General features: G+C 72.5%; 20 protein-coding genes and 1 pseudogene. 17 read left to right on the top strand and 4 right to left on the bottom strand.

Going from position 1 to position 23,942, the window contains the following annotated elements:
* Positions 1-47 precede the first annotated feature (47 nt).
* On the top strand, positions 48-398 hold the full coding sequence (locus N8N77_RS06580) for a hypothetical protein (protein ID WP_261165665.1): 351 nt from the start codon (positions 48-50) through the stop codon (positions 396-398).
* 39 nt (positions 399-437) lie between these two features.
* Here N8N77_RS06580 and N8N77_RS06585 read toward each other — a convergent pair whose 3' ends face one another.
* Complete coding sequence (locus N8N77_RS06585; RefSeq protein WP_261165666.1) at positions 438-1,691, bottom strand: isochorismate synthase MenF; 1,254 nt, start codon at positions 1,689-1,691, stop codon at positions 438-440.
* 97 nt (positions 1,692-1,788) lie between these two features.
* Here N8N77_RS06585 and N8N77_RS06590 point away from each other — a divergent pair, with 97 nt between their 5' ends.
* The 5 genes from N8N77_RS06590 (at position 1,789) to N8N77_RS06610 (ending at position 7,269) form a co-directional block, all read left to right on the top strand.
* Positions 1,789-2,358: a DUF402 domain-containing protein gene (locus N8N77_RS06590; RefSeq protein WP_261165667.1), complete on the top strand. Its 570-nt coding sequence runs from the start codon at positions 1,789-1,791 to the stop codon at positions 2,356-2,358.
* Positions 2,358-3,080, top strand: coding sequence for a demethylmenaquinone methyltransferase (locus tag N8N77_RS06595; protein ID WP_261165668.1), 723 nt, complete (start codon positions 2,358-2,360; stop codon positions 3,078-3,080). The genes N8N77_RS06590 and N8N77_RS06595 overlap by 1 nt, the downstream gene beginning before the upstream one ends.
* A gap of 22 nt (positions 3,081-3,102) precedes the next feature.
* Complete coding sequence (locus N8N77_RS06600) at positions 3,103-4,155, top strand: polyprenyl synthetase family protein (RefSeq protein WP_396652808.1); 1,053 nt, start codon at positions 3,103-3,105, stop codon at positions 4,153-4,155.
* Positions 4,156-4,233: 78 nt separating this feature from the next.
* A complete protein-coding gene (locus N8N77_RS06605; RefSeq protein ID WP_261165671.1) occupies positions 4,234-5,607 on the top strand; it encodes an FAD-dependent oxidoreductase in 1,374 nt (457 codons plus the stop codon).
* A gap of 102 nt (positions 5,608-5,709) precedes the next feature.
* Entirely contained in the window at positions 5,710-7,269 is a 1,560-nt protein-coding gene (locus N8N77_RS06610; RefSeq protein WP_261165673.1) for a PucR family transcriptional regulator, read from the top strand.
* 12 nt (positions 7,270-7,281) lie between these two features.
* Here N8N77_RS06610 and N8N77_RS06615 read toward each other — a convergent pair whose 3' ends face one another.
* Positions 7,282-8,304 carry an adenosine deaminase gene (locus N8N77_RS06615; RefSeq protein WP_261165675.1) on the bottom strand — a complete coding sequence of 341 codons (1,023 nt, stop codon included), beginning with the start codon at positions 8,302-8,304 and terminating at the stop codon, positions 7,282-7,284.
* Positions 8,305-8,681: 377 nt separating this feature from the next.
* On the opposite strand from N8N77_RS06615, the gene N8N77_RS06620 reads away from it, so the two are divergent.
* From N8N77_RS06620 to rhaS, 11 genes and pseudogenes are all read left to right on the top strand, one after another.
* The gene (locus tag N8N77_RS06620; protein ID WP_261165677.1) at positions 8,682-9,734 is read left to right on the top strand and encodes an ABC transporter substrate-binding protein; all 1,053 of its coding nucleotides are present in this window, start codon (positions 8,682-8,684) and stop codon (positions 9,732-9,734) included.
* A complete protein-coding gene (locus N8N77_RS06625; protein WP_261165679.1) occupies positions 9,731-10,537 on the top strand; it encodes an ABC transporter ATP-binding protein in 807 nt (268 codons plus the stop codon). The genes N8N77_RS06620 and N8N77_RS06625 overlap by 4 nt, the downstream gene beginning before the upstream one ends.
* Positions 10,534-11,343: an ABC transporter permease gene (locus N8N77_RS06630; protein ID WP_261165681.1), complete on the top strand. Its 810-nt coding sequence runs from the start codon at positions 10,534-10,536 to the stop codon at positions 11,341-11,343. The genes N8N77_RS06625 and N8N77_RS06630 overlap by 4 nt, the downstream gene beginning before the upstream one ends.
* Entirely contained in the window at positions 11,340-12,128 is a 789-nt protein-coding gene (locus N8N77_RS06635; protein WP_261165683.1) for an ABC transporter permease, read from the top strand. The genes N8N77_RS06630 and N8N77_RS06635 overlap by 4 nt, the downstream gene beginning before the upstream one ends.
* A complete protein-coding gene (locus N8N77_RS06640) occupies positions 12,125-13,732 on the top strand; it encodes a D-aminoacylase (RefSeq protein WP_314732517.1) in 1,608 nt (535 codons plus the stop codon). The genes N8N77_RS06635 and N8N77_RS06640 overlap by 4 nt, the downstream gene beginning before the upstream one ends.
* Complete coding sequence (locus tag N8N77_RS06645) at positions 13,732-14,961, top strand: amino acid deaminase (protein ID WP_261165685.1); 1,230 nt, start codon at positions 13,732-13,734, stop codon at positions 14,959-14,961. Before N8N77_RS06640 ends, N8N77_RS06645 begins: the two co-directional genes overlap by 1 nt.
* Before the next feature lie 59 nt (positions 14,962-15,020).
* A complete protein-coding gene (locus tag N8N77_RS06650; protein WP_261165686.1) occupies positions 15,021-16,223 on the top strand; it encodes an amidohydrolase family protein in 1,203 nt (400 codons plus the stop codon).
* 143 nt (positions 16,224-16,366) lie between these two features.
* On the top strand, positions 16,367-17,893 hold the full coding sequence (locus N8N77_RS06655) for a sugar ABC transporter ATP-binding protein (RefSeq protein ID WP_261165688.1): 1,527 nt from the start codon (positions 16,367-16,369) through the stop codon (positions 17,891-17,893).
* Complete coding sequence (locus N8N77_RS06660) at positions 17,890-18,900, top strand: ABC transporter permease (RefSeq protein ID WP_261165690.1); 1,011 nt, start codon at positions 17,890-17,892, stop codon at positions 18,898-18,900. The genes N8N77_RS06655 and N8N77_RS06660 overlap by 4 nt, the downstream gene beginning before the upstream one ends.
* Positions 18,897-19,976, top strand: coding sequence for an ABC transporter permease (locus N8N77_RS06665; RefSeq protein ID WP_261165692.1), 1,080 nt, complete (start codon positions 18,897-18,899; stop codon positions 19,974-19,976). The genes N8N77_RS06660 and N8N77_RS06665 overlap by 4 nt, the downstream gene beginning before the upstream one ends.
* Positions 19,977-20,004: 28 nt before the next feature.
* Positions 20,005-21,044 (top strand): annotated as a pseudogene (gene rhaS, locus N8N77_RS06670) (rhamnose ABC transporter substrate-binding protein).
* A 51-nt stretch (positions 21,045-21,095) separates the two neighbouring features.
* On the opposite strand, the gene N8N77_RS06675 reads toward rhaS, so the two are convergent.
* Both N8N77_RS06675 and N8N77_RS06680 read right to left on the bottom strand, forming a co-directional pair.
* Positions 21,096-22,334: an alpha-hydroxy acid oxidase gene (locus N8N77_RS06675; protein ID WP_261165694.1), complete on the bottom strand. Its 1,239-nt coding sequence runs from the start codon at positions 22,332-22,334 to the stop codon at positions 21,096-21,098.
* Between the two features lie 10 nt (positions 22,335-22,344).
* The gene (locus N8N77_RS06680; RefSeq protein ID WP_261165696.1) at positions 22,345-23,772 is read right to left on the bottom strand and encodes a rhamnulokinase family protein; all 1,428 of its coding nucleotides are present in this window, start codon (positions 23,770-23,772) and stop codon (positions 22,345-22,347) included.
* Positions 23,773-23,942: the final 170 nt, after the last annotated feature.

A 23,942-nucleotide genomic window follows, 5' to 3' on the forward strand; every position in this document is an offset into this window, starting at 1 on the left:
CGGCGGCGGGGGGCGAGACGGCTGCCGCATCCCGGTACGGTGGCGGCATGACGACGGAGTCGACCTTCGCGCCCGAGTACCTCGCCGCCGCGCGGGAGTGGTTCGAGGAGGTGCTGCGGGCCGCGCGGGCGGTGCACGTCATCGGCGAGCGCGGGGCGGCCGAGGGCATCCTGCTGGCGCTTGATCGCTGGCTCCTCGCGCGCGAGGTCACCTCGGGGCCGTCGGCCGAGCTGGCGATGGTCGTGCAGGCGATCCTGGGCGATGACGTGATGCGCCCGTTCGGCCCGTACGATCCCGCCACGTCGGTGCTGGGAAACCCCGTCGGCGCGCACATCACGCTCACCTTCGACGACGCGGCCGCGCTCGGTCGAGCCGTGCTGGCCCAGCTCGACGCCTGACCGTGGTGACGCCGCAGCGCACCGATGCGGCGCCGGGCGTCAGGCGAGGGCGTCGACGATGGGACGGAACTTGACGCGGGTCTCGAGGAGCTCGGCCTCCGGCACGCTGCCCTCCACGATCCCGCCGCCGGCGTGCGCCGTGACGGTGCGTGTGGCGCCCTCGACGGGCCCGAACTGCGCGCAGCGCAGGGCAATCGCCCACTCGCCGTCTCCGTCGCCGTCGATCCAGCCGACCGGCCCCGCGTAGCGGCCGCGGTCGAACGGCTCGATCCGTCGGATCGCGGCGACCGCCGCATCGGTCGGCGTTCCCGCCACGGCCGCCGTCGGGTGCAGGGCGCGCACCATGTCGAGCGCGGTCGAGCCGTTCGACAGCGTGCCCTCGACGTCGGTCGCCAGGTGCCACAGGTTGGGCAGGCGCAGCATGAACGGCTGCTCGGCCGCCGCGAGGGCCGAGGTGTGGGGCCGCAGCGAGCGCAGCACGCTCTGCACGGCGTAGTCGTGCTCCGCGTTGTCCTTATCGCTCGTCGCCAGCTCGGCGGTGATCGCCGCGTCCTCGTCGGCGTCGGCGCCCCGAGGGCGCGTGCCGGCCAGCACGCGGGCCGTCACCGTGCCGCGCCGGACCGTGACGAGCGTCTCGGGGCTCGCCCCGATGATCCCGTCGGTCGCGAAGACCCACGTGTCCGGGTACCCGGAGGCGAGGGCGCGCACGAGGCGGCGCAGGTCCGCCGCGGCGGGAACCGTGCCCGAGATGTCCCGGGCGACGACGACCTTGCTCAGCTCGCCGGAGCGGATCGCCTCCAGAGCCGAGCGCACCGCGGCGCCGTGCGCCTCGGGATCCATCGCCCCGGGTCCGAGCGTCGCCGACCACTGCGCGCCATAGTCGCGCGGTCGCACCTCGGGCGCCGATCCGCCGAGCCGATCGATCCGTGTCAGCCACGCTCGGCCGTCGCGGCGGCCGATCACCGTCGACGGGACGACGAGGGTGCTCGGCGCGGCCGACCCCTCGTCGAAGGCGAACGCGCCGAAGCCCACCAGGCCCGTGCCCGGCAGCTCAACCTCGTCGTCGATGTCGGTGGCCTGCGCGATCGCGCGCCACACGTCCGCGAGCGCGTCGAGCCGGCCGTCCTCGCCCACGTCGAGGCGCAGCACCTCGGGGCCCGCGCCGATCAGCCCGTCGCCGCGCCGCAGCCACGCGATGGGGTCGGAGGGCGACGCGTATCGCAGCGGGTCGTCGACCGGATCGATCTCGCGGGTGGTGGCGACGAGCCGCGGCAGCGAGATCGGGTCGGACACCCCTCCAGGGTACGCCCGGCCCTCCGGGCCCACGCCCGGCAGGGCGGAGCACCGGCCGCGCGGCGACCGCCTCCGTCCCGCCACGTAGTCTCGAGGCATGCCCCCTGTGCCCGGATCCCGCATCGTCTTCCGCTGGCGCAAGTGGGATGGATCGCCGCACTGGGAGCACGACTGCGTGTTCCTCGGCAGCGACGAATGGGGTGACTGGTTCGGGCAGCGCGCCGGGTGGCGCTCGCATCGGCCGGGGCGGGAGATGCCCGCCGAGACGGCGAACGTCGTGCTGCTTCCTGCCGGGACGAGCGAATGGGTGGCGACCCTGAACGCCCCCGCGCATCGCACCCGGGTCTACATCGACGTCGCCTGGCGTGCGGGGTGGCGGGAGGGGGAGCCGGCGGCGATCGACATGGACCTCGACGTGCTCCGCGACGATGATCGGGGCACGTTCGTCGACGACGAGGACGAATGGGCCGCGCACCAGGTGCGCTACGGCTACCCCGCCGACGTCATCGCTCGGCTCGAGGCGGTGACCGCGCGCCTCGCACGCGAGGTCGGCGCGCGACGCGCTCCCTTCGACGAGGCGACGGCGCAGCGCTGGCTCGCGGTCCTGGAGGCGACCATCGACGGCGCGGCCCCCGGCGAGCCGGGCCGCCTAGACTCGAGCGAGTGATGACCGAGCCCAATCGCGCCGATCTCGGCAAGGACCCGACGCGTGTCAGCCGGATGTTCGACCAGGTGGCCGCGCGGTACGACCTGACGAACATCGCGATGACCTTCGGGCTCGACGGGCTGTGGCGTCGGGCGACGACCCGCGCCGTGGCGCCCGAGCCGGGGGAGCGGATCCTCGACCTCGCCGCCGGCACCTGTCGCTCGTCCGCCTCACTGGCCCGGCGCGGCGCGCACGTGGTCGCCGCCGACTTCTCGCCCGGCATGCTCGCCGAGGGCCGCCGGCGCTTCGGCGATGTGCGCAACCTCGAGTTCGTGCAGGCCGACGCCACCGACCTGCCCTTCGAGGACGACTCCTTCGACGCCGTCACGATGTCGTACGGCCTGCGCAACGTGAACCAGCCGCGGCAGGCCCTGGCCGAGCTGCTGCGGGTGACGAAGCCGGGAGGGCGCCTCGTCATCAACGAGTTCTCCACGCCGCCGAACCCCGTCTTCCGCGAGCTGTACCGCTTCTACAACGACCGGGTGCTGCCGCGGGTGGCGCGCGTGGTGGGCTCGAACGGCGACGCCTACGACTATCTGAACGAGTCGATCCGGGCCTGGCCCGACCAGCAGACGCTCGCGGGATGGATCCGCGAAGACGGCTGGACCGACGTCGCGTACCGCAATCTCACGTTCGGCATCGTCGCGCTGCACCGGGCGCGCAAGCCCGCGCCGTCCGCCTGATCGCGGCCGGTAGGCTGGCAGGGTGACCCAGAGCCCCAGCGCGGCGGAGCGCTCGCGGATGGCGAGTCGCTTCGGACTGAGCGACCGCATCTTCGCGACCCCGGGCGCTCGGCGGTTGGTCGGGCGGATCGAGGAGGGGCTCGAGCGGGTCGAGACCGAGCTGTCGCAGGAGCTGCACTCCACCGACGCGCTCGTCGACGCCACCTCGCGGTACCTGTACGAGGCCGGCGGCAAGCGGGTGCGGCCGATGCTCGCGCTGCTGGCGGCCCAGCTCGGCGACGGCGCGACGACCGAGGTGATCACGGCGGCCAAGGCCCTCGAGCTGACGCACCTGGGATCGCTCTACCACGACGACGTCATGGACGGCGCCGACCGGCGCCGCGGAGTGGCGAGCGCCCACGAGGTGTGGGGCAACAGCATCGCGATCCTCACGGGGGATCTGCTCTTCTCCCGCGCCAGCGTGATGATGGCGCAGCTGGGCAAGCGCGCCATGGAGCTGCAGGCGCAGACCTTCGAGCGCCTCGTGCTCGGTCAGATGCACGAGACCATCGGCGCCCAGCCGGGGGACGAGCCCGTGGCCTTCTACATCCAGGTGCTCGCCGACAAGACCGGGTCGCTCATCGCCGCCGCCGCGCAGGCCGGCGCCCTCTTCTCCGGCGCCGATCAGCGCTACCACGAGCCGCTGCGGCAGTTCGGCGAGAAGGTGGGGGTCTCGTTCCAGCTCATGGACGACGTCATAGACCTGTCCGCCGACCCCGCCGAGACCGGAAAGGTGCCGGGCACCGATCTGCGTGCCGGCGTGCCGACCATGCCGTACCTGCTGCTCGACGAGCTGGATCCCGTGCTCAAGTCCCGCATCGACGCGGGCGTGGAGCGGATCGCCGCGGGGGCGGATCCCTCGGTGCTCGACGACGAGATGGCGGCGCTGCGTGACCACGAGGCCACCGCCCGCACGCGCGAGCTCGCGGAGGCATGGACGCGTGAGGCGATCGCGTTGCTCGACGCGCTGCCGCGCGGCGGGGTGCGCGAGGCGCTCACCCGCTTCGCCGAATCGCTCGTCGACCGCAGCAGCTGACCCGCCGCGCGGCATCCGCTCAGGGGCGGGGCGCGAGACTGAGGGGCGGCATCCCAGGACGTGCAAGGAGAGGAACCCATGACCAAGCTGAGGCTGGCCATCGTCGGCGCCGGACCCGCCGGCATCTACGCCGCGGACATCCTGCTGAAGACCGAGCGTCGCTTCGATGTCTCGATCGACCTCTTCGAGCACCTCCCCGCTCCGTACGGCCTCGTCCGCTATGGCGTCGCGCCCGATCACCCGCGCATCAAGGGCGTCATCGGGGCCCTGCGCGAGGTGCTGGACCGCGGCGACATCCGCATCTTCGGCAACGTGCGCTTCGGTGAGGACATCGTCCTCGACGATCTCAAGCGGCACTACCACGCCGTGATCTTCGCGACCGGCGCTGTCCGCGACGCCGACCTCGACATCCCGGGCATCGACGCCGAGGGCTCCTTCGGTGCGGCGGACTTCGTCAGCTGGTTCGACGGGCACCCCGATGTGCCGCGCACGTGGCCGCTCACGGCGTCGAGCGTCGGCGTGATCGGCAACGGCAACGTCGCGCTCGACATCAGCCGCATGCTCGCCAAGCACGCCGAGGACCTGCTGCCGACCGAGGTGCCGCAGAACGTGTACGAGATTCTCGAGGCCTCGCCCGTCACCGACGTGCACGTCTTCGGTCGCCGCGGGCCGGCGCAGGTGAAGTTCACGCCGCTCGAGCTGCGCGAGCTCGGCGAGCTGCGCGACGTGGACATGGTCGTGTACGACGAGGACTTCGACTACGACGACGCCTCCCGCGCCGCCATCGAGTCGAACAAGCAGGTCAAGGTCATCGACCGCGTGCTGCAGTCGTGGCGCCAGCGCCCGTCGGTCAACAACGCCGGCGGCACGGCGTCGCGGCGCCTGCACCTGCACTTCTGGGCCCGCCCCGTCGAGGTGCGCACCGACGCGCAGGGTCGCGTGGCGGCGCTCGTGTACGAGCGCACCCGTCCCGACGGCTCGGGTGGTGTGGAGGGCACGGGCGAGATGCGCGAGGTGCCGATCGGGCAGCTCTACCGGGCCGTGGGGTACTTCGGGTCGCCGCTTCCCGGCGTGCCGTTCGACGAGCGCCACGGCGTCATCCCGAACCACGAGGGTCAGGTGCTCGCGGCCGACTCGAACGAGCGCATCCCCGGCATGTACGCCACCGGCTGGATCAAGCGCGGCCCCGTCGGTCTCATCGGACACACCAAGTCGGACGCGATGGAGACGATCCAGCACCTCGTCAACGATCAGGGATCGTGGTGGCAGCCGGAGGACCCCTCGGAGGAGGCCATTCCCGCGCTGCTGGCCGAGCGCGGCGTGGCGTGGACGGATCTCGACGGCTGGCACCGGCTCGACGAGCACGAGATGGCGCTGGGGCAGCCGCAGGGCCGGGCCCGCGTCAAGGTGGTTCCGCGCGACGAGATGGTCCGCATCTCGCGCGGCGAGTAACGGTCGCGGGCGGCGTACCCTGGATTTCTCCGGCGGCGCCCTGCCGCGCGAGCGACGGTGTGTTTCTGCGGCGATGGCCGCGAGCGGTGTGAAGGCGGTGGCGTGAACCTCCGGGAGCTGCTGGCGCGCACCGAACTGGGGCTGTCGGTCATCGCCGGCGAGCCCGCGTCGCTCGCCCGCGAGGTGCGGCGAGGCTACATCACCGATCTGCCCGACCCGTCCCGCTTCGTCGAGGCGGGCGATGTGGTGCTCTCCAGCGGGCTGTGGACGGCGCGCCCCGGCGGTGCCGAGCGGTTCGTGCACGCGCTGTCGTCGCGATCGGTCACGGCGCTCGTGCTGGGCACGCTCGAGATCGGTGTTGTGCCGTCCGAGGTGATCGAGCTGTGCCGCGCGCAGGACGTGCCGCTGCTGACGATCGCCGGCGGGGTGTCGTTCCGCGAGGTGGCGGACGCGGTCGCCGCCGCCCAGCCCGACTCGCCGCTCCGGCAGGCATCGGAGGGTGCGCGCTTCCGCCAACGGCTCTCCGAGGTGCTCGCGGGCGGCGGCGGGATGGAGGCGCTGCTGCGGCTCGCCGCCGACACGCTGCAGGCCCCGTGCTGGGTCGTCGACGACCGCGGCAAGGCGGTGGCCGGCGAGGCGCCGGCGGAGGCCCGCGGCGCGCTCTGGAACCGCACGGTGGTGGACGGCTTCGACCGTCACGAGGCGGAGCTCGACGGCGTCGTGCGAACCGGTCTGCGGATCGGCGACGACCCGGCGGCAGGCATGCTCGGGGTCGACACGGCCGTTCCGGCGGGCGACGACGCGATCGCGATCGAGATCGAGACCCTCCGGGCTGCGCTGCGAGTGGAGCTCGAGCTCGGCCGACGCTGGCGCCGCGCCCGCATCGAGCACACGAGCGAACTCGTGCGGCAGGTCCGCGGGCACGAGGCCTCGCCCGGCGTGATCTCGGCCCACCTGCGCCTGAACGGTCTCGATCCGCAGGCCGCGACGGTGGCGATCGCGGCGCGCGCCGACGATCCGCGGTTCCCGCTCGATGCGATTGCGGCGATCGTCGAGGACGAGGCGGTGCGCGCCGGGCACCGCGTGCTCGCGGCCCACGTGGACGGCGCCGCGCTGCTGCTCGTCAACGGCGACGTGCCCGAATCGTGGGCGGCGTCGCTCACGGAGCTGTCCGGCGACGACGTGAGCGCGCGCCTCGCCGGGCGCGTCCTCACGCTCGGCGCGGCCGATGCCATCCAGGGCGTGAGCCGGCTGGGTTCGGCCATCCAGACCGCGCTGGCGCGGCTGGAGAGCGCCCAGGCCTCGGAGGGAGCGGCGGTCGTCGTGGCCACGGCGGTGCACGTGCGCAGTCACCGCGAGCTGCTGCGCCTGCTGGGCGACGGCGCGCGGCGCGGCTTCGCCCAGGAGGTGCTCGAGCCCGTGATCGAGTACGACCGCCGGCACGGTGCGGAGCTGCTGCCGACGCTTCGCGCGTTCCTGGACGGCGACGGGGCCTGGCAGGAGACCGCGCGGGCGCTGCACCTGCACACCAACACCCTGCGGTATCGGATGGCACGGATCAAGGAGCTCACCGGCAAGGACGTCGCCAAGCTGGGCGAGCGGGTCGACCTGTTCCTCGCGCTGTCGTGCCTGGACGAGCAGGAGCCGCCGGCCGCGCTCTGAGGCCGTGCGCCGCTACCGCGCGCTGGCGGGGGCGAGCAGCTCGATGCCCCGTGCCGCGCCGTACGCTCTGACCTCGTCGAGCAGGCGCGCCTTGGCGTCGCCGTCGAGGAAGGACGACATCACGGCGTTCGCCGCGAGGCGACCCGCCGTCGCTTCCGAGACCACGCCGGCCGACCGCAGCGCGGCGACGTTGTCGTCGACGTAGCCGCCGAAGTAGGCGGGGTCGTCGCTGTGCACCGAGACGAGCAGACCCTCGTCGAGCATCACGGGCAGCGGATGCTCCGCCAGGTCGGCGGAGGCCGTGCGCAGGGCGACATTCGAGAGCGGACAGACGGTCAGGGGGATCTGTCGATGGCGCAGCACGGCCATCAGCTCGGCATCCTCCAGGGCGCGGTTGCCGTGATCGATGCGTTCGACCCCTAGCACGTCCAACGCCTCCCACACGTAGTCGGGGCCGCCCTCCTCGCCCGCGTGCGCGACGCGGTGCAGGCCCTCCGCCGCGGCGATCTCGAAGGCCTCGCGGAAGAGCGACGGCGGAAATCCCACCTCGCTGGAGTCGAGGCCCACACCGATGAAGTGCTCGCGCAGCGGCAGCGCCTCCCGGAGCGTCGCGACGGCGGCGTCCCCGCCGAGGTGGCGCAGGAAGCACAGGATCAACGCGCCGTCGATCCCGTACAGCTCCCGCGCCTGCTCGATGCCGCGCGACAGCCCCCGCACGACGGTGCCCATCGCGACCCCCCGCGAGGTGTGACTCTGCGGGTCGAAGAAGATCTCGGCTCGTCGCACGCCCGCCGTCGCGGCGCGCTGGAGGTAGGCGAGGGCGAGATCGGCGAAGTCGCGCTCGTGAACGAGGACCGCGAGGTTGTCGTAGTAGACGTCGAGGAAGTCCTGCAGGCAGGAGAACTCATAGCGCGCGCGCAGCACGGCCGCGTCGTGCGACGGCAGGGCGATGTCGTTGCGCTGTGCGAGGGTCAGCAGCAGGGGCACCTCGAGGGTGCCCTCGATGTGCACGTGCAGTTCGGCGGTGGGCCACATGCCGTCTCCTTGTGGGCTGGACGCGGTGTGCCCGCGAGGGGGGGGGGCGGGCCGATCGGGTCACACACCGCCACACCCAGGAAAGCACCGCCGCCGAGGCGGGAGCATCGTGCGAAACGCCAACGTCGCCCGCTCCGCCGGGCGCCGGCCTCGGAGCATCCGCCAATCCCGTCGGGGGGCGAAAGCCGCGCGAAACATCCCGGCAACAACCTGCACGGATCGACAAAGCCCGACGGGATGGGAGGGGTGCGACTTCGGCAGATCGCACATGGCGCCCGCGGCGGGGGGAGAACTTGGATGGAAGCAGCACCCCTCTCATCGCAGCGGTGTGGACGGCGACCCGACGCCCGCACCCGGAAGTAAGGACGACACCCGACGTGACCTCCCTCACCCGCTCGCCTCGCGGTGCGCGCCGGCTCGGCGCCGTCGCGCTCGCCGCCGCGCTGGCCGCCGCCCTCAGCGGATGCGCGGCCGACGCCGCGACGTCCGGTTCCGACGCCGACGGATTCGGCACCGCCGAGATCCAGCTGTCGTGGCTGAAGAACCAGCAGTTCGCCGGCACCTACTTCGCCGACGCCGACGGCTTCTTCACCGACGCCGGCTTCGACTCCGTCACGCTCACGGCCGGTGGCTCGGGCGCGACCAGCGCGGAGGCGGCCGTCACGACCGGCAAGGCGCTCATCGGCATCAGCGCGCCGCTCATCACCGCTCCGGCGATCGCCCAGGGCGCGGAGGCGAAGATCGTCGGCACGCTGTACCAGCGCAACCCGTTCTCGGTCGTCTCCTCGGCTGACGCCCCGCTCACCTCGGCCGCCGACCTCGTCGGCAAGACGATCGCGGTCAGCGACTCCAACACGCTCGTCTGGGGCGCGTTCCTCGCCGCGAACGACCTCAGCGACGCCGACGTGACCACGGTGCCGCTGTCGGACACGAGCATGCTCACCACGGGTCAGGTCGACGGCTACCTGGGCTACACCACCTCGGGAGCGGCGGCGCTGACGACGTCGGGCTTCCCGGCCGTCGAGTTCCTGCTCGCCGACGAGGGCCTGCCGATGCTCGGCGAGTCGCTGATCGCGTCCCAGGACGCCATCGACAACGACCGCGAGCGCGTCGTGGCGCTGCTGACGGCCCTCGTGCGCGGCTGGAACGCGGCGCTCGAGGACCCCGAGCGCGCGGTGGAGCTGACCGTGGACGTGTACGGGGCCGACCAGGAGTACGACCCGGCGGCGATCGCGCTGGCGGTGGAGGCGCAGACGCCCCTGATCGTGACGGACGAGACCGAGCAGAACGGGATCCTCACCATCAGCGAGGAGCTGCAGCAGGCGACCGTCGACTCGCTCGCGCTGGCCGACATCGACATCGCCGCCGACGACCTCTTCGACCTGTCGCTCCTGGAGGACGTGTACGAGGAGAACCCGGACCTGCGATGAGTGACCTCCGCATCCAGGCCGATGCCGCCGCCACGGGCGACGGCATCGGCCTCTCCGGCCTCTCCAAGCAGTTCCGCTCGGGACGTTCGCCGGTCCAGGCGCTCGCGAGCGTCGACCTCGCGACCCCGCGCGGATCGTTCGTCTCGCTGCTGGGGCCCTCGGGCTGCGGCAAGTCCACGGTGCTGCGCATCCTCGCGGGCCTCGAGACGCCCACGACCGGCACCGTCTCCGTCAACGGCGCGGCCGTGCAGCCGGGCACCGCCGCCTCCGGCATGGGGATCGCGTTCCAGGACTCTGCACTGCTGCCATGGCGTTCGGTGCGCAAGAACGTGCGCCTGCCGCTCGAGATCCTCGGCCGCCGGGACGACGCCGTCATCGACGAGCTCATCGAGCTCGTCGGTCTCAGCGGCTTCGAGAACGCCCGCCCCGCGCAGCTGTCGGGCGGCATGCGGCAGCGCGTCTCGATCGCGCGCGCCCTCGCCGTGCGGCCGGACTTCCTGCTGCTCGACGAGCCCTTCGGTGCGCTCGACGACATGACCAGGCAGCGGCTCAACCTGGAGCTGCAGCGCATCTGGACCGAGCGCCCGGCCACGACCCTCATGGTCACGCACGGCATCTCGGAGGCCGTGCTGCTGTCGGACACGGTGGCCGTGATGTCGGCCCGCCCCGGCCGCATCCTCGAGCTCGTGCCGATCCCCTTCGAGCGCCCCCGCACGATGGAGATGATGCGCACGCCGGAGTTCCACGAGATCGTCGACCACCTCTCCGGGCTGCTGTTCGGCGCGGAGGCGGACGCGCGATGAGCGCACCGGCCTCGCTGCCCGGCGGCGCACCCGCCATCGCGCGACTGCGCCAGGCCCTCGCGCACCCGTGGGTCGGGGGTGCCGTCGGCATCGCGCTGCTCCTGGCGGTCTGGACCGCGGTCACCGTGACGCTCGACAACAGCTCCTTCCCGACGCCGGCCCAGGTGGCCGCCTCCGTCGTCCGGGACGGTTGGGCCTTCTACTCCGCCAACCTGTCGGCCTCGCTCGGCCGCGCGGGTCAAGGCTACATCTGGGGCAATCTGGTCGCCCTCGCGGCCGCGGCCCTCGTCATGCTCGTGCCGCGGATCGAGGAGGTCGTCACCCAGCTGGGCGTCATCTCGAACTGCCTGCCGATCATCGCGGTCGGCCCGATCATCATGGCGATCTTCGGGGGGCGGGCCTCCGCGATCTTCCTCTCGGCTCTGCTGGTGTTCTTCACCACGCTCGTGGGCGCGCTCCTCGGGCTGAAGGCGGCCTCCGCCTCGGCGCTGGACCTCGTGCGCGCGTACGGCGGCGGGCGATGGGCGCAGATCCGCAAGGTGCGGCTGATGGCCGCGCTGCCCGCGCTGTTCACGGCGCTGCAGGTCGCGATCCCGGGCGCCCTGCTCGGGGCGATCGTGGGCGAGTACCTGGGCGGCATCGATCAGGGCATCGGCGTGGCGCTCAACGCGGCGCAGCGCCAGATCATGCCCGATCGCGTGTGGGCGCTGTCCATCATCGCCGGGCTCATCTCGTTGGCGGGATACGGACTGGTCGCGCTCGTCGGCCGGCTCCTCACGCCCTGGGCGAAGGAGCGTCGCTCGTGAGCCCGGCGCTGCAGACGACGCTGCGCCGTCTTGCGGTGCTCGGCATCGCCTCCGTCATCGCGCTCGCCCTCTGGGCGTTGTTCCTGTGGGCGTTCGACATCAGCCCGCTCATCGGCAAGTACCCGTGGGACGTGCTGGCGTATCTCACGACCGTGGACGGCGCGGCCGAGCACCGCGCCCTGCTCTGGGACGGGCTGGGCATCACCGTGCGGGACGCCGGCGTGGGTTACGTCGTCGGCCTGGCGTTCGCGTTCGCGCTTGCCGTGCTGTTCAGCGTGTCGCCGGTGCTGGAGCGCATCGTCATGCCGACCGCGATGGTGCTGCGCTCGATCCCGCTCATCGTGCTGACCCCGTTGATCACGCTCATCTTCGGCATCGGGCTGTCGGGCGTGACGGCGATCGTCCTGCTCGTCGTGTTCCTGCCCTCGCTGGCGAACATCCTCTATGGCCTGCGCTCGGTCTCGGCCGAGCAGCGCGACCTCGTGCAGGCTTACGGCGGCAATGCCTGGACCCTGCTGCGCAAGGTCGCCCTGCCCACGGCCGTCCCGGCCGCGCTCGCCTCCGCACGGATCGCGATCCCCGCGGCCATGACGGGAGCGATGATCGGCGAGTGGCTGTCGACGGGCGAGGGCCTGGGCGGCTCGATCTCGCGTGCCGCGGGCAGCTTCGACTACGGGCACATGTGGGCGGCGGCCGTGGCGATCACGGCGGTGACGATGATCGCGTACGCGGTGGTCAGCATCGTCGACGCCCTCGTCGTGGATCGGCTGGGGGCGCGGGCGTGAGACCCGAGGCGGTCGTCATCCGCGGCGGCACCGTCTACGACGGCTCGGGTGCCCCGGGTGTCGAGGCGGATGTCGTCGTGCGCGGCGATCGCATCGCGGCCGTCGGCCCGGGCGCCGGCGATGCCGTGGCGGGCGCCCGGGTGATCGACGCGACCGGCCGTGCGGTGGCGCCGGGGTTCATCGACATCCACACCCACTCGGACGTGGTGCCGTTCATGCGGGAGCCGCAGCCCTTCAAGGTCCTGCAGGGGGTGACCACCGAGGTGGTGGGCAACTGCGGCAACTCGGCGGCCCCGCTCGTCGACGACGACGCGGTACGCGCGCACCGTCCGATGTCGTCCACCGACGCGGCGGGCGTGTCGTCCTGGCCGCGCGACCTGGCCGGGTATCTCGATGCGGCCGAGGCGGCGGGACCGACGAACCACCTCGCGTCGCTCGTCGGTCATCACACGCTGCGGATCAGCGCGAACGGCATGGACGAGCGTCTGCGGCCGGGGGCGCTGCAACGCATGGTGGAGCTCGCCGACGAGGCGTTCGCCCAGGGGGCCTTCGGGCTGTCGACGGGTCTGCTCTACGCGCCGGGCTCGTATGCCGACGAGGCGGAGGTCGAGGCGCTGGTCGCGGTGGCGGCACGCTGGCAGCGCGTGTACACGACGCACATGCGCGACGAGGGCGACGGCCTCTCGGGCGCCCTCGCCGAGGCGATCGGCGTCGCGCGGCGCACGGGCGCCCGCCTGCAGATCTCGCACTGCAAGGCCGCCGGGCGGCGCAATGCCGGACGTGGGGCCGAGCTGCTCGAGACGATGCGCCGTGCGCGCGCGGAGGGCGTCGACGTGTTCGGCGACCAGTACCCCTACACGACGGGTGAGAGCTTCCTCACCGCGCTGCTGCCGGCGTCCGCTCAGGCGGGCGGACGGGACGCGCTGCGGGAGCGGCTGGCCGACCCCCAGACGCGCGCCCAGCTGCTCGCCCAGGCCGAGCGCGGCGGTGCTGGCAGCGGTGCGTGGCACCAGACGACGCCCGAGGGCATCAGCATCAGCATGCATCGCGACACGAGCCTTCTCGGGCGCACGCTGGCGGAGTTGGCGGCGGCGTCGGGCCGCGCGCCGTTCGACGAGCTGGCCCGCCTGATCACGGCCGACCCGGCGGCGATGATGGTCTACGAGCTCATGGACGAGGGGGATGTGCGGCGGATCCTCGCGGACCCGCTCATCGCGATCGGCTCGGACAACTCGGTGCCCGTGGGCAACGCCCACCAGCGCGGCTGGGGCTGCTTCCCGCGCGTGCTCGGCGAGTACGTGCGCGAGCGCGGGTTGCTCGAGCTCGGGGAGGCCGTTCGCCGCATGACGAGCCTGCCGGCGCGGATCATCGGGCTTCCGGGGCGCGGGCACCTGCGCGCGGGCGCGATCGCGGACGTGGTGGTGTTCGACCCTCGCACGGTCGGGCATCGTGGCAGCCCGGCCCGGCCATGGGTCACACCGGACGGGATCGTCGCCACGCTGCTGGCGGGGCGCCCGGTCGTGGAGGACGGCGAGTTCACGGGCGAGCGCGCCGGGCGGGTGCTGCGTGCGGGCATGCCCGAGCCGGCGGGAAGCGGGCGATGATGAACGCGGCCCACCCCAGCGCAGCAGCCGCCCCGTACGATGCCCGTGAGCGGATCCTGCCGGAGCTGGTCGCCCACGAGCCCGCGCTCGCGAACAACGAACGTGTGCTCGCGGCCTTCGTGCGCGAGGCCGGCCTCGTGCACGCCCCGCACGCGAAGACCCACATGTCGCCCGAGCTCGTCGCGCGGCAGATGTCCGGCCACGGCCCCGACACCGCCGTGTGGGGTTTCACGGTCGCCACGCCGAGGCAGGCGATGACACTCGCCGCCTGGGGCGTTCCCCGCATCCTGCACGCCAACCTTCTCGTGGATCCGGCGGCGATCGCGTGGGTGGCCGAGACCTTCCTCGCCGACGCGGCCGCGCCGATGCGGTACGTGTGCCAGGCCGATTCCCTGGAGGCCGTCGCCCTGCTCGATGCCGAGCTGGCCAGGGCCCGCCCCGCGCGCCGGCTCGACGTGCTCGTGGAGATGGGCTTCCCCGGCGGCCGTACCGGCGCGCGCACGGTGGACGCCGCTCTCGAGGTCGGCTGGGCCATCGCGCGCACCGAAACGCTGCGCTGGGCGGGCGTGACGGCGTTCGAGGGTCTGATGCCGACGGGCGTGGACCCGGACGGGTTCCCGCGCGGTGCGGTCGCGCTGCTCGCGGGCCTGCGTGAGCTCGTCGCTCGCGGCCGCGCCGACGGCTCGCTCGGCGTCGCCCCCATCGTCTCGGCGGGCGGCAGCTCGTACCCCGACCTCATCGCCGCCGAGCTCGGGACGCGGCGTCCCGACGGCGGCGCGCGGTGGGGCGAGCCGGTCACGGTGGTGCTGCGCTCCGGATGCGCCCACATCCATGACCACGGGGTGTACGAGCGCACCTCTCCCTTCGGTGCCGCGCGCGGCGACGACACGCTCCTGCCCGCGCTCGAGCTGCGCGCCCGGGTGCTGTCGGCGCCCGAGCCGGGCCGGGTGATCCTCGGTTTCGGCCGGCGCGAGGCTCCGACCGACGACCGGTTCCCCGTTGTGCTCGGTGTGCTGGGCGAGCCGGGCGCGGATGTCTCGGGCTGGGTGGTCGAGGCCGTCAACGACCATCACGCCTTCGTCGCCGTGCCCACCGGTTCCGTGCCTGCCCCGGGGACGGTGATCCGCCTGGGCGTCAGTCACCCCTGCGGCGCCTTCGACCGGTGGCGCACGATCCCGGTGCTCGATGCCGGCGGTGCCGTGATCGGGCGGTTGACCACAGACCTCTGAGCGCCGCTGTCTGCGGCGACGATGGATCCGCCCAGACGGGCGACGGAAAGGACGTGAACGTGACCGATGCGCTGATCGGGCGACTCTGGGACGGCCGGACGGATCGAGGCGTCGTCCGTCTCGAATGGGACGGCGACGGGATCGTCGCCGTCGCCGAGGAGGCGGGCGCCTCGACGGCCGAGCCGGGGTTGAGCATCATTCCGGGACTGATCGACACCCACGTGCACCTCGGTTCGCACGCGCGGGGCGCCGCCGCCGATCCGATGACGTGGCCGCTCGTGACGCCCGCCGCCGAGCGTTCGCTGCACATCGCCGCGAACGCGCTCGCCTGTGCGCGCGGTGGCGTCACGACCGTGCGGGACCTCGCCGCCGACGGTGTGCAGATGGCGGTTGCGCGCGCGTTCGACGAGGGCGTCCTCGCCGGCCCGCGCGTGCGCACCCACGGTCAGGTCGGCATGACCGCGGGGCACGGCGACCTGTTCGTGCCGCCGCGCTACCCGCATCGCGATCCCGTGGCCGACAGCCCCGACGAGTGCCGCAAGCTCGTGCGCACGTGGGCGCGGGAAGGCGCCGACGGCGTGAAGATCTACACGTCGGGCGGCGTGCTGTCGATGGGCGACAAGGTGGGCTGGCGCAACCAGACGCGCGAGGAGATCCGCACGACCGTCGACGAGGCGCACGCCCTGTCGATGCTCGTGGCGGCGCACACCCACACGGCCGAGGGCGTCGACATCGCCCTCGAGGAGGGCGTCGACTCCATCGAGCACGGCACCGGGATCGAGGAGAGGCATTGGGAGGTGCTGCTCGAACGGAACCTGCCCGTCGCCCCAACCCTGCTCATCAACGACCTCATCGCGCAGGGGCACGGCGGCGTGCCCGAGGAGGCGCGGCGAAAGGCGCGCGAGGTGATCGAGGTGCGCGACCGGCAGTTCGCCGGCGCCGGCCGCGCCGGCGTGCGGTTCGTGCTCGGCACCGATGCGTCCGGCCGCTTCGTCGGGTTCGGCGACCAGATGGCCGAGGTGCGCCTGATGGCCGAGACGTTCGGGTGGAGCGCGGAACGCGCGCTTGCGTCGGCGACGTCGGACGCCGCTGACGCGATCGGACTGGGCGACACGGTCGGCACGATCGCCCCCGGCTTCGGCGCGGACTTCGTGGTCGTGCGGGGGCGTCCGTGGCAGAGGATCGACGAGCTGCGCCGCGAGGGCATCGTCGCGGTGGTCTCGCGCGGCCGCGTGCTGCACGGCGAGCTGCCGCGCGCCTGAGTCCCTCGACCGCGCCACGAGCCGTCGCCCTCCGGGGCGGCGGCTCGTTCTCATTCCGTTGCGCACACGGGCTGCGGATCGCGGTACGATCCGACTGAACCGTTTCAACGACGACGGTCCGACCTCAGCGAAGAGGAGCCACCGTGAGCGCCGCCCCCGCCGGAATCGACGCCGAGCCGCTGCTGCGCCTGCGCGACGTCACCAAGACGTTCGGCGCGGTCGTCGCGCTGCGCTCCGGGAGCATCGACCTGCACGCCGGGTCCATCCACGCCCTGATCGGGGAGAACGGCGCGGGCAAGTCGACGCTCGTCAAGATCATCGCCGGCGTGCATCGCCGCGACTCGGGGGAGGTGCTCCTCGACGCCGAGGAGGTGGACTTCTCGAGCACGGCGCAGTCGAAGGCCGCCGGCATCGCGGTGATCTATCAGGAACCCACGCTGTTCCCCGACCTCTCGGTCGTCGAGAACATCTTCATGGGGCGCCAGCCCACCGGCGCGCTCGGTCGCATCGACCGCCGTGCCATGCGCGACGAGGCCCTGCGGATCTTCGAGCGGCTCGGGGTGCGCATCGATCCGGATCGCGTCACCGACGGCCTCTCGATCGCCGATCAGCAGCTCATCGAGATCGCCAAGGCGATCTCGCTCGACGCCCGGGTGCTCATCATGGACGAGCCCACGGCGGCGCTCTCGGGCGTCGAGGTGGAGCGGCTGTTCCAGGTGGCGCGCAGCCTGCGCGATGAGGGACGCGCGATCATGTTCATCTCACACCGATTCGATGAGGTGTTCGCGCTCTGCGACACGGTCACCGTGATGCGCGATGGCGCCTATGTGGCGACGACCGCCATCGCCGACACCTCGGCCGACGCCCTCGTGCGCCAAATGGTGGGGCGCGACGTGGCGGAGCTGTTCCCGAAGCTCCCCGCCGAGATCGGGGACGTCGTCTTGCGGGTCGACGGGCTCACACGAGCGGGGGTGTTCCGCGACGTGTCGCTCGAGGTGCGAGCGGGCGAGATCGTCGGCCTCGCGGGCCTCGTGGGCGCGGGGCGCAGCGAGGTGGCGCGGGCGATCTTCGGTGTCGACCCGTACGACTCCGGCACGGTCACCGTGCACGGCAGGCGACTGCCGCCGGGCGAACCGCGGATCGCGGCCGAGCGGGGGCTCGCCCTCGTGCCCGAGGACCGGCGCCGGCAGGGGCTCGTGCTCGACCAGAGCGTCACCCGCAACATCGCGCTCACCATCCGCGGCGCGCTCGCGCGGGCGGGTCTGCTGCGCGAGCGCGCGGAGGCCGACGCCGCGCGGCGCTGGGCGAGCCGCCTGGCGGTGAAGACCGGCGCGCTCGATACCGAGGCGGGCACGCTCTCCGGAGGCAACCAGCAGAAGGTCGTGCTGGCGAAGTGGCTGGCCACCGAGCCGACCGTCCTCCTCATCGACGAACCGACCCGTGGGATCGACGTGGGCACGAAGTCGGAGGTGCACCGGCTGCTGTCCGAGCTGGCGCAGAAGGGGATGGCCGTGCTCATGATCTCGTCGGAGCTGCCGGAGGTGCTCGGAATGGCCGATCGCGTGCTCGTCATGCGCGAGGGGCGCCTCACGGGGGAGTTCGTGCGCGAGGAGGCCACCCCGGAGGCCGTGATGCACGCCGCGACCGTGAACGCGGAGCTCGTCGGATGAGCGGCGCGCTCGGCCGCGTGCTGGCCGCCCGGGAGACGGGCATCCTCATCGCGCTCGTCGTCATCGTCGTCGTCGCCGCCAGCATCAACCCGCGCTTCGTGACCTCGGCCGATGGCTGGCGCGACCTGCTGCTCACCCCGTCGCTCGTGCTGCTCGTGGCGGTCGGATCCGCGATCGTCATCATCACCCGCAGCGTCGACCTGTCGGTCGGCTCCGTCGTCGGTTTGACCGCCTACCTGACGGGCCGCCTGTTCATCGACGTGCCGGGCATCCCGTCCGTCGCCGTCTTCGCCGCCGGGGTGCTGCTGGGCGCACTCCTGGGTGCGGTCAACGGCGCGCTCGTGGCGTTCGCCAGGGTGCCCGCCCTCGTGATCACGCTGGGCACGATGTACATCTTCCGCGGCATCAACGTGGCCTGGGCGGGCAGCGACCGCATCAACGCGTCCGATCTGCCCCCCGGATTCCGCGACCTCGGCACGGGGTCGATCGGCGGCGGCGCCTTCGCCTCGGTCCCGTACCTGACCGTCATCGCCGTCCTCGTGCTGGCCGTGGCTGCGTGGTACCTGCGCAATATCCGTTCGGGGCGCGAGCTGTACGCCATCGGTTCCGACCCGGCCGCGGCGGAGCTCTACGGCCTTCCCGTGGCGCGGCGCGTGATCCTCGCCTTCGTGGCCTCGGGCGCCCTGGCCGGCTTCGCCGGGGTGCTCTACGCCGCCCGCTACGGCACCGTGGCCTCCAACGCCGGCAGCGGCTGGGAGCTGCAGGCCATCGGCGCGGCCGTGATCGGCGGGGTCGCGATCGCCGGCGGCGTCGGAACCGTGTGGGGCGCGGCGATCGGTGCCTTCCTGCTGCTCACCATCAACCGCGCGCTGCCGATCATCGGCATCGACGACTTCTGGCAGCAGGCGGTCGTCGGCGCGCTCATCCTCGGGGCCATCGTGCTCGACCGCGTGCTGGCGGCGCGCCGCCATCGACGGCGCGTCGCCGAGAGGGAGGAGCACCGATGACCACCACGCTCGTCTCGACGGCGACACCTGCGCACGGCCGTCCGCTGTGGCGCCGGTGGCTTCTCACGCGCGAGGCCGCCGTCCTCGGGCTGCTCGTGCTCGTCGTGGTGGCGGCCTACACCACCGTGCCGAACTTCGGCAGCCCCCTCACCCTCACCTACCTGCTCCGCGACACCGCGCCGATCCTGCTCATCGCCCTGCCGATGACGCTCATCATCATCACCGAGGAGATCGATCTCTCCGTCGCGAGCGTCCTCGGGCTCGCCAGCGTGCTCACCGGCGTGCTGTCCGCGGCCGGCATGCCCTTCGCGCTCGCCGCGCTGCTGGCGGTCCTCGCGGGCGCCGTGGCGGGCGCGATCAACGGGTTCTTCGTCACGGTCGTCGGCCTGCCCTCGCTCGCCGTCACGATCGGCACGCTCGCGCTCTTCCGAGGCATCGCTGTCGGCCTTCTCGGCACGACGGCCATCACGGAGTTCCCCGAGTTCTGGACGGACCTGGCGCGTTCCACGATCCCCGGCACGCCCATCCCCAGCATCATGATCCCGTTCGTCGTGCTCGCGGCCGCCTTCGCCGTGCTGCTGCACGCCACGCCGTTCGGGCGCTCGCTCTACGCGATCGGGCTCAACAAGGAGGCGGCGCACTTCTCGGGCATCGACGTCGCGCGGTCCAAGTTCGTGCTGTTCGTGATGTCCGGCGCGATGGCCGCCTTCGCCGGCGTCTACTTCACCCTGCTGTACAGCAACGCCCGCGGTGACAACGCCACCGGCCTGGAGCTGCAGATCATCGCGGCCGTACTGCTGGGCGGGGTGTCGATCTTCGGTGGCCGCGGCGCCATCCAGGGCGTCATCGGGGGCGTGCTGCTCATCGGTGCACTCGGCAGCGCGCTGCGCCTGGCCAACGTCGGCAGCGACATCATCCAGGTGATCACCGGCGTGCTCCTCATCCTCTCGGTCGTCTCGGCGAGCGTGCTGCGCTGGGCGCGCTCGCGCAGGCAGGTGGCCATCGGCCGGCGGCGGCAGGCCGCCGCGCGCGCGGCTCTCGAGACGACACCGACGGGAACCACACACGTCCCGTAGTCCGCGGGCACCAGGAAAGGAAACAACGATGTTCGTTCTGGGTACCAGGAAGCGCGCCGCGCTGGGAGCCGCCGTGCTCCTCGGCTCGGTCGCGATGATCGTCACAGGCTGCGCCGCGGGCGGAGGCGGCGGGGAGGAGGCGGTCAGGGAGGCGAGGGCACGACCATCACCTTCCTGCCCAAGAACCTCGGCAACCCCTACTTCGACACCTCGAGCGCGGGCGGCCAGCGCGCGGCCGACGAACTCGGCGCCGTGTTCGACGAGATCGGCCCCAGCGAGGCCACGCCGACCTCGCAGGTCGAGTTCATCCAGACGGCCGCGCAGCAGGGCGTGAACGCCCTCGTCGTGTCGGCCAACGATCCCAGCGCGATCTGTGATGCGCTGGACGAGGCCCGCTCGGCCGGAACGAAGATCGTCACGTTCGACTCCGACACCGAGCCGGAGTGCCGCGACCTGTTCATCAACCAGGCCGACGCGGAGGGGATCGCGCAGGTGCAGGTCGACCTGATCGCCGAGCAGATCGGCGGATCGGGCGAGATCGCGATCCTGTCGGCGGCCGCCAACGCCACCAACCAGAACGCGTGGATCGAGCTGATGCAGGCCGAACTGGAGCAGAACCACCCCGACATCGAGCTCGTCGACATCGTCTACGGCGACGACGACGACCAGACGTCGTTCGATCAGACGGCGGCTCTGCTGCAGACCCACCCCGACCTGAAGGGCATCGTCTCTCCCACCACGGTCGGGATCGCGGCGGCGGCGCGATACCTGTCGACGTCGGAGTTCAAGGGTCAGGTCGCGCTGACGGGCCTCGGCACCCCGAACCAGATGCGCGAGTACGTCGAGGACGGCACCGTCACGGCGTTCGCGCTGTGGAACCCCGAGGATCTGGGCTACCTTGCGGCCTACGCCGCGCATGCCCTCGTCGCGGGCGACATCACCGGGGAGACGGGAGACACCTTCGACGCCGGTGATCTGGGCGAGTACGAGGTGGGCGAGGACGGCACCGTGCTGCTCGGCGAGCCGTTCGTCTTCGACGAGTCGAACATCGGCGACTTCGACTTCTGACCGGTGCGCGAACGGGCCGGTCGTTCCTCGGAACGGCCGGCCCGTTCCGCGTCAGGGCCGGGGCAGCGGCTGCAGGCGCGACAGCTGGGTGACGTGCCGCGGCTCGAGCTCGGCGAGGGATGAGACCCCCAGCAGCGCCATCGTGCGGACGATCTCGGTACGCAGGATGTCGATGGCACGGTCCACGCCGGCGCGACCGCCGGCCATGAGGCCGTAGAGGTAGGCGCGCCCGATGAGCGTGAACTTCGCCCCCAGCGCGATGGAAGCGACGATGTCGGCGCCGTTCATGATGCCGGTGTCGATCATCACGGTCGTGTCGCGACCGACCTCCTTCACGACGTGCGGCAGCAGGTGGAATGGCACGGGGGCGCGGTCGAGCTGGCGCCCGCCGTGGTTGGAGAGGATGATCCCGTCCACCCCGAGGTCGACGAGGCGCTTGGCGTCGGCCACGTTCTGCACGCCCTTGATGACGATCTTTCCCGGCCACATGCCGCGGATGACGTCGAGGTCCTCGTAGCTGATGGTCGGATCCATCGCCGCGTTCAGCAGCTCGCCCACGGTCCCGCCCGTCGTCGACAGCGACGCGAACTCGAGCTTCGGCGTGGTGAGGAAGTCGAACCACCACCATGGGCGGGGGATGGCGTTCACGATCGTGCCGAGGGTGAGCTGCGGCGGGATCGAGAATCCGTTGCGCTTGTCTCGCAGGCGGGCGCCGGCGATCGGCGTGTCGACGGTGAACTGCAGGGTGTCGAAGCCGGCCTCGGCGGCACGACGCGCCAGGCCGTAGGAGACCTCGCGATCGCGCATCACGTACAACTGGAACCAGTTGCGACCGTTCGGGTTCGCGGCCTTCACGCCCTCGATGGAGGTGGTCCCGAGCGTCGAGAGCGTGAAGGGGATCCCTGCGGCGCCCGCCGCTCCTGCGCCCGCGGCCTCGCCCTCCGTCTGCATGAGGCGGGTGAACCCCGTGGGGGCGATGCCGAAGGGCAGCGCCGACGGGCCGCCGAGGATCTCGGTGCTCGTGTCGACGTTCTCCGCGGGGCGCAGCACGTCCGGGTGGAACTCGATGTCCTCGAAGGCCTGTCGGGCGCGAGCCAGCGAGATCTCGCCCTCGGCGGCGCCGTCGGTGTAGTCGAATGCGGCGGCCGGGGTGCGGCGCTTGGCGATGGCGCGCAGATCGCCGATCGTGAGGGCCGCATCCAGGCGGCGCCGGCGGGCGTTCAGGTCGGGACGCCGGAACCTCATGAGCTCGAACACGTCGGCCGGGCGGGGGAACTGTCGGGTGACCATCGGCAAGCCTTCAGGAACGGGCGCGCGGCGCGAAGCGGCGCGGCGGGTGGGAGCGGGAAACGGTGTGGCGGAGGCTCTCGAGCGATCCGGAGACGAGACCCGAGGCGCGTGCCTGCACGAGCAGGTTACCCAGGGCCGTCGCCTCGACCGGCCCGGCGAGCACCTCGAGACCGGACCGGTCTGCGATGCGCTGGCAGAGCAGCTCGTTCAGCGCCCCGCCGCCGACGATGTGGATGGTCTCGACGGGCACGCCCGACAGGTGCGAGGCCTTCTGCACCGCGTCGGCGAACGCCTGCGCGAGGCTCTCGACGATGGACCGGGCCATCGCGGCCCGTGTGGCGGGCACGCGCTCGCCGCGGTCCCGGAACCACTCCGAGATCCGCGCCGGCATGTCGCCCGGGGGCATGAACACGGGATCGTTGGCGTCGAAGACCGGAACGCTCTCATCGACATCCGCCGCCGCGCGCAGCAGGGCAGGCAGGTCGAGCGCGGCGCCGTCCTCGGCCTCCCACGCGCGCACCGACTCGCTGAGCAGCCACAGTCCCATCACGTTGTGCAGGAAGCGGACGCGGCCGTCCACGCCGCCCTCGTTCGTGAAGTTCGCCTCGCGGGCCGCGTCCGACAGCACCGGGTGCTCGGTCTCGACCCCGACCAGGCCCCACGTGCCGCACGAGATGTACGCGGCGCGGTCGGCACGCATCGGCACGGCGACGACCGCCGATGCCGTGTCGTGCGAGCCGACGGCGACGACGGGGGCGTCGCCACCCACCTCGGCCGACACATGGGGCAGCAGGGTGCCGATGCGCGCACCGGGGTCGACGAGCTGCGGCAGGATCGCGCGCGGGACGCCGATGCGCTCAGCGAGCTCGGTGTCCCACTCGCGGGTGCGCACATCGAGCAGTCCCGTCGTGGACGCGTTCGTGCGCTCGGCGGTGCGCGCGCCCGTGAGCAGCCACGCGAACAGATCGGGCACGAGGAGCATGCCGTCGGCGAGCCCGAGCAGCCCCGTCTCACGCTCGCACGCCAGCTGGTACAGCGTGTTGAACGGAAGGAACTGCAGGCCGTTGCGCCGGTAGAGCTCCTCGAACGGCGCCTCGGCGTGCACGATCTCGACACCATGCGCGGTGCGCTCGTCGCGGTAGTGGAAGGGCGTTCCGAGCATGCGGTCGCCCCGCATCAGGGCGTAGTCCACCGCCCAGGAGTCCACGCCGATCGACCGGATCTCCGGCTCGCTCGTGAAGGCCGCCTTCAGCCCGTCCAGCGCGCCGCGGTACAGCGCGATGAGGTCCCAGTGCAGCCCGCTCGGGGTGCGCACGGGGGCGTTCGGGAAACGCCCCACCGTCTCCATACCGATCGACGCCCCGTCGAACCGGCCCACGATCACGCGCCCGCTGGTCGCCCCGAGGTCGACCGCCGCGACGGCGCCCGAACCGCTCACGACGGTTCCCCCTGCTGTGCGAGCGCAGCAGCACGGCGCCGCTGCGCGCACCGCCGCTCTGCACACCGAAGGAGACTCGTCGGCCCTGCCGCCGCGGGGCGCAGGAATACGGCACGCGCGCGGATGCGGCGCACCCGATCTTCCTTCGTTGTCCAGACCGCGAGGGCGAG

The organism is Microbacterium sp. Marseille-Q6965, assembly GCF_946151065.1.
Taxonomy (GTDB): Bacteria; Actinomycetota; Actinomycetes; order Actinomycetales; family Microbacteriaceae; genus Microbacterium.